Genomic DNA, 10669 nt, shown 5'->3' on the forward strand with positions numbered 1-10669 from the left:
TATATGACAATGATTGGACTAGATTTTTATGGTACTCATTTTTTCAGGAGTCCTGGAACAGCTATACGAGATATGTACTATGGTGAATTAAAAAATGGCACATACGATGAATTAGAAATTAGAGAAGCTACAAATGTTAATACAGATAGCAATAAAAGTAATTGGGAAGCTGATACGAGAGCGATATTTAAATTTATCGAGGATCTTGAAGGTGGTAACATTGCCAACAATGGACTAGAAATCGTATCGTTTCAAATTAAAAGACGTAGACTGAATGAGTTAGACGGATACACGCTTGCTACCATTCCTTTTGAAAACAACAAGAAAATTGAATACATAGATTACACTCAACCAAATGGTGAACTTATTTATAGTATTGTTCCATTGGCTGAGAATGCTTTAGACGGTAAATCAGTCGAGATTCAGACAGAATCCATGTTTGTGGGTTGGTGGATTGTTGATAAAGAAACTAACAATATCCTTCCCATGGATAAATCAATTGGTAGCATGGGCGATGTCGAAACAAGCTTGCAGCAAGGAAGAACAGTTATTGAAACGTTAACTAGATACCCTACTGTATTTTATAGTGAGAAGAACTATCATGAGTTTAGCCTTTCTACGGTTATCACCCCAGAAGAATTTAATCTGTCTGGTTTGGAATATGAGAAGATTCTAAATGACTTCATATATAGTCATAAGCCCTGCCTTGTAAAATCCAGCGATGGACGCCTATTTATTTGTGATGTTCATTATCCAAAGGAATCTACTCCGCAAAACACATGGAAAGACTATGATTATAAGACAATCACTTTCGATTTCACTGAAATAGGTGGTTATGATGAATACATGAGAGGAGAATTATAATATGATTCCCTCCTCTTCTGATTTTCTCAGAGCACTACGATTACCTATTAAAGAGTTCTATCTAAAAATTGAATTCTATGATTCTAAAATGAACTATCTTAACGAATTCACAAAACAGATTACAGAAAATGATATTGGTAGTATTACGGTAGACTCTTCTAGAGCGGTGAGACGCAGTTTTCAATTTACCCTTCTAAACAAACATGGTGAGTTCCTTTTTGGATCTGATAAATTGATTTGGCTAAATAAACGTGTGCGGGTTTACACAGGATTGAAATTAACTAATAAAACTATTGAGTATATCCCTCAAGGGGTATTTGTGTTAACTGAATTAAAAGATACTGACAATGAGAATGGAAGCTACACGACTATCTCTGGTCAAGACAAAATGTATTTACAAACAGATAAACGAGGCAGTTTGAAATATGATACAGAGTTAGCTGTGGGATTGAACATTGGTGAAGCCATTAAGGTGTTAGCTAGAAATAATGGTGAAACATTGTTCAACTTTGACACAGTAACTGAAACTGTTCCATATACCCTTACATATCAAGCAGGAGATAGTACGTATAAAGCCTATGAAGAGTTAAGCCTCTTAGCTAAATGCGACTTATACTATGATGTAAATGGATATCTGAGACTTAGAAAAATAGACTTAAATAGCTTTGAACATGAACCATCTGTGTGGAAGGTAGATTCAACGAATCCAAATGAACGTTTCTATGCAGGTAATCAGCGTAGCCTGGAAGATACAATAGCCAATCATATTGTAGTATTGGGTGGCTCAGGTCAAACAGCTACTCAAAAGTGTGAGTTGATTGTTACTGAAACAGATCCGAAGTGGAAAGATTCTCCTTATACGGTTGAGTCAATTGGTCGCATTACATATTGGCACAACAATGGTGAGCCAGATTCACTTCTAGGTGGAGAGGATAATGGCCCTGTATTGTGGAGGGCTAAGTACGAATTGTTGAATCGTTTATCTTACTCAGAGAGATTGTCATTAAATCTGGCACCAATTTATGTCTTAGAAGCTAACGACATTATAGAAGTAAATGTTCCAAACAATTCAGTGAATGGAAAGTATCTAATTCAATCACTAAACATCCCCTTAAAACCAGAGATTATGACTTGTGATTGTTTGAAATATGTGAAGGTTATTGATGATTGGGATTTCCTTTAATAAAGGAGTTAAATGATGCAAGAATATGAATTGATTAAGAAGATAATTCATGCTGAGATATCTAACTTAGGTTTGCTTAAAGGTGATTACCACTTAGGAAAAGTTCAGGCTGTAAAAGCAAATAGTATACTTTCCGTTTTTGTGGATGGTTCCATTACTCCACAGGACATTCCATGTAATCCAGATGGAAACTTTAGTGTTAATTCAGAAGTTTGGGTTATTTTCATCAATGGAGACTCTAAAAATAAGTTTGTTATCTCACGCAGAGCTGTATAAGAAGGTGAAAAGTTGGCTCTACAAAAACCATATAATATAAATATACGTGGTCAAACACTAGACGCAAAAGATCAAATTAAAATTACATGGCAAGTTTCAGGTGATCCATCTGTTGCTTATCAAATTAGAATTTATAGAAACTCAAATAATGCATTGATTCATGATACAGGTAAGATTACTTCCTTTGCTCAATCCCACACTCTTCCCTCTAACACAATAGCTAATGGAATTGAATATAAGATTCAAGTTACCATCTGGAATCAATCAGGATTAAGTATTAGCTCAGACAATGAGATATTCCAGACATCCTCTAGGCCAATTGTAACTATTGATAGTATTGGAACTATCCCCTCTCCTTCCTACTCGTTTGGCGCTACATATTATCAGGCCGAAACTATTCCTTTAAGATCATGGGTTGTCTATTTATATGATTCAAATAAAACTAAGATTTCACAGAGTTCTATCAGTATAGAACCTAATATTGAATACATATTTAGCAATATGAAAAGTGGAACATCTTATTATATTGAGTTTCAAGTTACATCGGCTAAAGGTTTAGTCGGGACTAGTGGATTAGTATCATTTACTGTTCAATATCAACAACCTGATATCAAGGTTAATTTAACAGCTGAGAATACAGATAATGCTGGTATGTTAATTAGTTGGAACACGATTCAGATTATAGGCACGACAACTAAGAGTCCTATATTTCTAGATGGAACGTACATAGATTTAACCAATGACACATTTAGTTGGTCAGAAGGATTTAGCTTATCTCAAGATTTTACTATTAAGATGTGGATTAAAAGTTTCAAATCAAATGTTGATCTATTTGTACTCAAAGGGATTAATGGAAATTTGTCTCTGCAGTATTGGGAGAATGATCAGAAGTTTCACTTAATAAAAGAAGTATATGGATTTAAATCGCATTATGTCAGTGAACCTGTTGTAAAAGGTGACACTGGCTTTTTTGTATGTCTGCAACAAATTTTTAGTGACATGAATATATTCGCAGAGGTGATTAATTAAATATGGCTTTTCCTCAAGAGGTGTACCAATTTCAGCTCCGAACAGAAATTTTGGCTTCAGATGTCCCATACGTTCAGAGGTTTCAAGAGTTAAAACTAAAAGCAAATCGCACTCCTGAAGAGGAAACTGAAATGTCTAATCTTATGGCTCGATTGAGATCTAAATTTATTAGTTCAGATGATTGGAATCAATTCCAGAATGCATTAGTGGAGATGCAACTATTTCTCAAAAATAATGTTGAGGGTTACATAGATGGTATGGTCGTCCAAGTTGATGTGGCTAGAGATAATGCGTTGATTGCTATTGATCAAAAGAAGAACGCAATCATCGTTTATTTGGATAGCTTAGAGGCGGGCAAATTGCGTAATGACATTGGAGTTATGGCTGAACTTAATACAAACGCTAAAAATTCACTTGTTGCCGCTGTTAATGAAGTTAATTCTAAAGCTCCTACGGATGCTTCAACTACTCAAAAAGGTATTGTTCAACTCGCCTCTACTTCTAGCACAAGTGAAGTATTAGCTGCTACGCCTAAACTTGTGAAAGATGTATCGGATGCATTGACTACACATAGCAACATAACTACAACATCCGTACATGGTTCAACTAGTGCTGCTACCGCAAATAGAATCATACAAAGAGATGCAAGTGGCAGAGCTAAGGTAGCGGCTCCATCAGCAGTTGACGATATTGCACGATTAGATACTGTAACTGGTCAAGTTGGTACGTTATCCAGTCTACAAACAACAGCTAAAACTAATGTGGTTAGTGCTATTAATGAGGTTTTTCAATCTGGCGTTAATGCGAAACAAGGCATGGTGGATGCCATTAACGCCAAGGGTGGAAGTGCATCCATTAATGATACATGGGATTCATTGTTTGCGAAGGTACGTGCCATCAGCACAACGATGAAATACACCAAGATCATGAATATAAACCAAGATGCAGCGGCAAGTAATGCGAATGTGTACACGACTCCTGCATTAGGTTTTACTCCAAAGTTAATAGAAGTGAATATGAGTTTTAATACTTACTTTGGAAGTACGTTCACTGCAGTGAATTGTATTCTAACTGCCGACAAATTATCAGGAGTGGTTGAGTATAGGAGAGGCAGTTCAGGCGCTGCTTACGGATATTTCAGTAATGTGACCTTTAATGCTAACACCGTAACTTTTGGGGTACTTGCTGTAAACACTGACCTTAGTGGAACGCATGCGACTACTATACGAAGCGTTTGCGTTTATGGAGATTAAAAAAGGAGGATTAATATGTTACAGAGGTTTGTTGTTTATAAACCTTATGCAGAAAATGTAGGAACAGTTGTGTCAATCCTTTCTGGAAATATACCCGACGACTCTTCTAATGGAGTATATACTTCTTCTCAAGATCCTGAGATTAAAAATTACCCAAATCTTTCAGCTGTTTTAAGAATTGAGTTGGATTCTAAAGAACTTTTTTATGATTACGAATCTAGTACCACTATTGAAATGCGTGTTGTTAACTTAGCTTCAAATTTAAATGATCTAGAACTTCAAAAAGAAGAATTAGCTAATCAAGTTTCATCTCTAAATACAGACATAACAGATACTCAAGTAGCTGTGACAGAATCATATGAAACTACACTTGAAGTTGAAAAAGACAACACTAAAACACAACTAGCACTAACCGAAGTATACGAAGATTTACAAAAAACAAAGGCTGCTCTCTCAACTGTTAATTTAGCAATCCAAACCTTACAAACAGAAATTGCAAAACTTAAAGGAGAATAGTTCATCATGAATCAGATTTATGCATCTCTCATCATCAAAGGAGAAAAACAGATTGAAGATGTTCCAACGAGAAACAAAAAAGAAGTTCAAGCTATTCTCGATAATAAATAATTACCTCTCTAAATTATCTACTAATATCGGACTTTTACTTATTGGAGGAGGTGATGAAATGGTAGTCGTATATGCAACTCTTATTGTAAAAGGTGTTAAAACTATTCAACAAGTTCCAACTAAACTTCAGGCAGATGTAAGAAATCACCTTAACTCGCTTGACCTTGATGAGAATGGTAATCCCCTCTCTCCTATCGCAACATCAGCAGCATAATACATAAAAATAGCAGGAATATGAAATAGGCATTTCATGAAGTAAAAAGGCTCAGAAAACCCACTAGTAGCAAGGGTTTTGGATGGGTCTATTTGTGTTTTCAGTAGTAAATCAATTAATGGAGGAATTTACTTGGCAAATGAAATCAAAGTATACACTGGTGTAAAAATTGCTGGTGTTGAAACAACATCAGATGGTCGAATGAAAGTGGATATTGGTGGAGCAAATATTAATGCAACGCTTGGCGATATTAAATCTGCCATAAAAGCACACACATTTCATAACTCTGAAACTAAGATTGCTGAAGGCAACTTATTTACTGTGGAATCATATAAGAGTATGACTATAGAGATATATGGAACCGCAACGTCTGCCACAGTAAATTTTAAAGCTGTGAGTGCAAGTGGTGTATCCAGACCTATTTCCGGCATAAGAATATCCGATCTCTCTCTGGGTACCAGTGGTTCTATAAATGAAATATGGCAAATTGACATTACAGGATTAGAATCAATAGCCGTGGAGATAGTATCGCTTTCTGGAGGCAGCTTAACGGCAAAAGGAAAGGCGGTAGCTTAATGGATGTATTGGGTGCTTCTGCTCTAAACAAAGTTAACTCATTGAACACTATGTTGAATAGTAAAAACTTTCTGTTTGATTCTACAAAAAGTAAAGATCTATCATTATATTTTGGACCCGGCAAGCTTCGATTAGCTGATGGAACTTTCTTGAAATACGGAGGTGGAGCAGTTAATGTTCCTCCAAGTACTCCTTGTGAAATTATGTTGGATTTGTATGATAATAAATTACATGCTTTACCAAGGGCTATTCATCGTGGGGCAATACATATTGCATCAGTCCAAACAAATGCATCTTCCTTTACTAGTGTAGAACAACCTGATGTATTTCTGATACCTACTAGTCGCATTGAGAAAACTAAAAGAAAAATAAAAAGAAAAGGACAGGTTGTTAGAGTTGAATTACTGGGAGACTCTTTGACTCAAGGAGCAGGAGACACTCCATACTGGAGATCAATAATTTTTGATTCTACTAATTCTGCGCTCGGATATAGTCTCTCTAGACTTACCGATATTACAATTGACAATTATGCTGTTGGTAGCCAGACATCTAGGTATGGGTTTGCTGTTACTGGTCGCAAGGTTTACACTTCTAATGCTCAGTATGATAACACATCGGTGACACTTGGAGAATACATAAATAATGTGTATATTAATCCACCAAAACCAGCTGCTTCATCTCCTGTCGCTTCTACTCAATACGATCTTGCTATTGTTTCTTTTGGTGCAAACGGAGGAACAAACTACCTTTCCTATTTAGAAAATATAATAAAAGAGCTCCGCACAAACGATGTGGAAGTTATTCTTACATCATCAAATTTTAGTAGAGATGATAGTAATTTTCTATATGATGATACTAAATTAATGAGAGATATGGCGGATGTTTGGGGTTGCGAGTTTGCAGACACATGGGCTTATGTTAGAGAAGCTCAATGGAATGGAGATAATGTTCATGCTGATAGCATTCACATGTCTACTAAAGGTCATATTGCTTGGGCTAAGGCTATTAGGTCAACACTAAACGATATTTATCAAGAGCCTGAACTTACTAATCCACATACTCAAACACGTATTATGCCAGTATCTGATTCTGGATTATATTCAAAATTCCCTAATGCTTGTGAAATCGTATTTGATCCTTTTGCTAAAACTGGTACAACTGAAGGTGGAACATCCACCGTTGCTTCGTTTAATCCAGCGCTACTTTTTGGTGGTAAATTGACTACTAACTATTTACAGACGGTTAGCCAAGGTCAAAATGTTCAATATGGGCACGCTCATGCGCATGCGGTAGATATCATTTATGAATATTCTTCTGCCTTCACAGCAAATGTAACTCGTAATGGAGACGCTATCGCTGTAAAAACTATATCTCACTCCACTATACACCCCACAAGGATTGGTTTAATCGAAGTTGCCGATCTTGGAGTGTGGGGTGACGCATCCAATGGCAAGCCAGGATATAGAAATGCTGGAATTAAGATAAATTGTACCTCTGGAACCATGAAGATTGTCGGGGTAGTTTTTCACACCTGGAAAAATAGAGAACTTCGTTTCGATGAAATTAAATACACTGGAACTTGGTTAGAAGAACCTTGGATGTGGAATGTACCATACACAAAATATACAGACACTAATGGAGACTCTTTTGATTTTGAATTTCTGGGAACTGGTGCTCAATTGTTGTTTTCAAATAAAAGTGCTAGCGGCAAAGTAGATGTTTATCTTGATGGTGTAAAAGTAATTACCGGCAAGGATTTATATAGTGCAAATAACAATGTGGCTTCTGTAGATCTATTCCCATATTCATCAATTAATCGATTTGATATTGGTTATGGTAAACATTATGTCAAAGTTGTTTTTAATGGTCTAAATACTTCTGCCACCGAATCTCTTGAAACAAACAGAAGGATACAGTTTCTTGGCGGGTATATTTTCGACTCAAGATAAGTATTCTTTTTTATGGAGGGTGCTTAATAGGTGAGTTTTTATAAAAATCTAGCTTTATCTACACTAAAAAAAATCAATGATTTTAATTTAAATTTCAAGAATTCTATAAACGAACGTTCGGTTAGTGTTTCAGAATTTAAAAACAAGCAAAATGTTTACGATCCAGACGATGACACCAAAGCATTGCAGTCAGCTATTGATAAGGTAAAATCAGATGGTGGAGGAGTAGTCTTAATACCAAATAGGACATTGTACATAAATTCTCCCATATTAATTGATTCAAAAAACACCTCATTAAAAGGCGTGGGACATGGCTCGAAGTTAAAGGCTGTTGTCTCCATGCCGTACGTTCTCAAATATGTTGGAATTAATAAGTTCGGCAATCGAGGTGGAACTGTAAAGGATTTGCTTATTGATTGTGATAATTTAACTACAAACGGCCTAATAATCGGCTCTGATAAGGGGACAGTTGTTGGAAATAAATTTACCCACATTAGAATTGAAAGATCTATTGAGTACGGTATGGTATGGGATGCTTGCCAAAACAATTACTTCAACTTAATTGACATTGAGTATTGTGGTGGGTCGTTAGCTATGCTCAATGGGGCTGGTAATAATGTTGTAATGAAAAGTGAGTTTGCCTCAGCTAGTCGAACTCACCATATCTACGGAGGAACATCGCAAGCTTTAGGCGGGTATGGTAACAATGATTTTAATAATGTACCACAAGCTAATAAATTTTATGGATGTGTGTTCGAAAGAGGAACTTGTTTAAGCGCAGTTAGACTTGATGGTGGCAAACAAAATGAATTCAACGATTGTGAATTTTCAACTACTGACATGTCTATCGCCGCTGTTGAAATAAATGATTCTCAGTTAAATTACTTCAATAATTGTAGATTCTCAGGCGAAAAAACAACTTTGCCCGCTATAATTAATAAGGGGTATCAGACGCACATTACACAATGTTATTTTGAAAATTATGATGAAACAGAGATATACGTGGGTAATAGAACTATCTTTCTAAACAATAGTTCTAATAAAACATCTAAGTATCCAATTGTTGTGAATTTAACTGGTGATGCCGCATCAAATATTATTATGTGTTCAGCACCTATTTATGTAGGCTCCAATTACAATGTCACAGATTCGAAGATATCTGAATTTTATTTCGATGATCAAAATCGAATATATTTTCAAGGGAAAACAAAATTACAGCAAATACTGACAGGTAAGAATTTTACTTATAAAACTATATCCCCTACTGGAACATCACATAATTGTACATCTGTTCTGAATCAAGGAAGTTGGTTAATTAATGTAACGTTTATGACATCAGATTCTAATAATACATTGTCTTCTACGCTGATATCCAGATTTAAAACGGCAACGTTAAGTGAAAACACACTTGCTAGCATATTAAAAATTCAGAGTGATGTAACTACAGGAACAATGATTTCAAACTTGCATGCAACATTAGACACTAACGGAGATCTCAATATTTCTTGCTCCACCACATCGTCTGTCGAATTAATTATTTACATTAATGCTGTATGTCAAAATGAATATTAAAAATAAAAAGGGAGCAATTAGCTCCCTTATCTTTTTGGTAATCACCTGATAAATATTCTTCTAGTTCTCACGTCTTTTGCTGCAATCTCTTCCCTTTTTTTAGGTTTAAACTTCACAAATACAAAGGAAAAGAATATAAATGAAGCTAAATATGAAATACCATTCATTAGGTCGCCTCTCATCAAAAACGGTTGGTAAGCCGCAAAGAAGGGTACTAGGATTCTAAAAAAGGTAACTGTATTATCTGAAATACTTTCCATAAATTTTCTCTGTAAATAGCTAGTCATCAGCCCATATAGGAAAAATCCTACTATTATTCCTATAACGCCCATATTTAAGTATGCTTCAGCCCAAAGAGGTTCTGATAGATTTGTAAAGCGATAGCCCAATCCCTCCCCTACTAGTTGAGCTGAACTCAGTGGTTTGTCTGGCCATATAGACCTAGGAACAAAAAAGAAAATTGCCCCTAAAAATTGCATTCCATAAGTAAGTCCATATGTGTCGACAAATTTAATAGTATTCATCAACATCTGAAAAGCGTCATAATCTCCATTTTGAGTAATTTGGGTTGCTATACTTTCAATTTCTATGCCATTAAACTCAGTCGTAACTCTAAATATGTCTGAGTATGGAAAAATGATTAGTAGCAAAGTTATTATTGTTATAGTCCAAAAACTGAATGAATTATTTTTCCATTTTAAAATTATAAATCCTAAGGATAAAATCACCGATCCAAACCAGTATCGGGAGTTTGAAAGTGGATTACTTATAATTAGATTAATAACAATCAGTACAATACCCAACAATAATAATTTTTTACCACCATTTTTAATCTGAGTTATACACAGAACAAGTATTACAAATAGAGGTACCTTTTGCAGGTTACCGAAGATCAAGAGATTTGTTTTAGAATAAGTGTCATTAAATACTTGGTTAATTTCAGTTCTAGAGGAAAATAACGAAGATAGTCCACCAATTCTATTTATGAGGAATAATGATATCATCAAGAAAACTATTGATAGAAGTATAATCCACGGTTTCGGGATATCTAATTTTGTAGAATTCGTTTCTAAAGTCTTTGTGCTAGTTTTTTGTTGGTGTTTCTTTCTATCGCCTACTATAATTC

Annotated in this window: 12 protein-coding genes; 11 read left to right on the plus strand and 1 reads right to left on the minus strand. The window is 35.3% G+C overall.

Annotation, left to right across the window (positions count from 1 at the left end; translation table 11 throughout):
- Nucleotides 1-3 precede the first annotated feature (3 nt).
- From KFT32_RS22625 to KFT32_RS22670, 11 genes are all read left to right on the plus strand, one after another.
- Nucleotides 4-864: a hypothetical protein gene (locus KFT32_RS22625; RefSeq protein WP_211749703.1), complete on the plus strand. Its 861-nt coding sequence runs from the start codon at nucleotides 4-6 to the stop codon at nucleotides 862-864.
- A gap of 1 nt (nucleotide 865) precedes the next feature.
- Complete coding sequence (locus tag KFT32_RS22630) at nucleotides 866-2047, plus strand: hypothetical protein (RefSeq protein ID WP_211749704.1); 1182 nt, start codon at nucleotides 866-868, stop codon at nucleotides 2045-2047.
- A 12-nt stretch (nucleotides 2048-2059) separates the two neighbouring features.
- Nucleotides 2060-2323: a hypothetical protein gene (locus KFT32_RS22635; RefSeq protein ID WP_211749705.1), complete on the plus strand. Its 264-nt coding sequence runs from the start codon at nucleotides 2060-2062 to the stop codon at nucleotides 2321-2323.
- 12 nt (nucleotides 2324-2335) lie between these two features.
- A complete protein-coding gene (locus tag KFT32_RS22640) occupies nucleotides 2336-3352 on the plus strand; it encodes a fibronectin type III domain-containing protein (protein WP_211749706.1) in 1017 nt (338 codons plus the stop codon).
- Between the two features lie 143 nt (nucleotides 3353-3495).
- Entirely contained in the window at nucleotides 3496-4605 is a 1110-nt protein-coding gene (locus KFT32_RS22645) for a phage tail protein (RefSeq protein WP_211749707.1), read from the plus strand.
- A gap of 15 nt (nucleotides 4606-4620) precedes the next feature.
- A complete protein-coding gene (locus tag KFT32_RS22650) occupies nucleotides 4621-5121 on the plus strand; it encodes a hypothetical protein (RefSeq protein WP_211749708.1) in 501 nt (166 codons plus the stop codon).
- A 6-nt stretch (nucleotides 5122-5127) separates the two neighbouring features.
- Nucleotides 5128-5232, plus strand: coding sequence for a CD1375 family protein (locus KFT32_RS27510; RefSeq protein WP_283246464.1), 105 nt, complete (start codon nucleotides 5128-5130; stop codon nucleotides 5230-5232).
- 58 nt (nucleotides 5233-5290) lie between these two features.
- Nucleotides 5291-5446, plus strand: a complete 156-nt coding sequence (locus tag KFT32_RS22655; RefSeq protein ID WP_211749709.1) for a CD1375 family protein — start codon at nucleotides 5291-5293, stop codon at nucleotides 5444-5446.
- 132 nt (nucleotides 5447-5578) lie between these two features.
- Nucleotides 5579-6022 carry a hypothetical protein gene (locus KFT32_RS22660; protein WP_211749710.1) on the plus strand — a complete coding sequence of 148 codons (444 nt, stop codon included), beginning with the start codon at nucleotides 5579-5581 and terminating at the stop codon, nucleotides 6020-6022.
- Complete coding sequence (locus KFT32_RS22665; RefSeq protein ID WP_211749711.1) at nucleotides 6022-7971, plus strand: SGNH/GDSL hydrolase family protein; 1950 nt, start codon at nucleotides 6022-6024, stop codon at nucleotides 7969-7971. The genes KFT32_RS22660 and KFT32_RS22665 overlap by 1 nt, the downstream gene beginning before the upstream one ends.
- A 30-nt stretch (nucleotides 7972-8001) precedes the next feature.
- On the plus strand, nucleotides 8002-9543 hold the full coding sequence (locus KFT32_RS22670; RefSeq protein ID WP_211749712.1) for a hypothetical protein: 1542 nt from the start codon (nucleotides 8002-8004) through the stop codon (nucleotides 9541-9543).
- 41 nt (nucleotides 9544-9584) lie between these two features.
- Here KFT32_RS22670 and KFT32_RS22675 read toward each other — a convergent pair.
- The coding region (locus KFT32_RS22675; protein ID WP_211749713.1) for an oligosaccharide repeat unit polymerase at nucleotides 9585-10669 on the minus strand (1085 nt) is incomplete at its 5' end.

The sequence above is a fragment of the Paenibacillus sp. Marseille-Q4541 genome, from assembly GCF_018310695.1.
Lineage (GTDB): Bacteria > Bacillota > Bacilli > Paenibacillales > Paenibacillaceae > Paenibacillus.

Excerpts from the sequence above, each read along its gene's own strand:
- KFT32_RS22625 (WP_211749703.1), top strand. The coding sequence starts at position 4 with ATGACAATGATTGGACTAGATTTTTATGGTACTCATTTTTTCAGGAGT.
- KFT32_RS22630 (WP_211749704.1), top strand. The coding sequence starts at position 866 with ATGATTCCCTCCTCTTCTGATTTTCTCAGAGCACTACGATTACCTATT.
- KFT32_RS22635 (WP_211749705.1), top strand. The coding sequence starts at position 2,060 with ATGATGCAAGAATATGAATTGATTAAGAAGATAATTCATGCTGAGATA.
- KFT32_RS22645 (WP_211749707.1), top strand. The coding sequence starts at position 3,496 with ATGGCTCGATTGAGATCTAAATTTATTAGTTCAGATGATTGGAATCAA.
- KFT32_RS22650 (WP_211749708.1), top strand. The coding sequence starts at position 4,621 with ATGTTACAGAGGTTTGTTGTTTATAAACCTTATGCAGAAAATGTAGGA.
- KFT32_RS27510 (WP_283246464.1), top strand. The coding sequence starts at position 5,128 with ATGAATCAGATTTATGCATCTCTCATCATCAAAGGAGAAAAACAGATT.
- KFT32_RS22655 (WP_211749709.1), top strand. The coding sequence starts at position 5,291 with ATGGTAGTCGTATATGCAACTCTTATTGTAAAAGGTGTTAAAACTATT.
- KFT32_RS22665 (WP_211749711.1), top strand. The coding sequence starts at position 6,022 with ATGGATGTATTGGGTGCTTCTGCTCTAAACAAAGTTAACTCATTGAAC.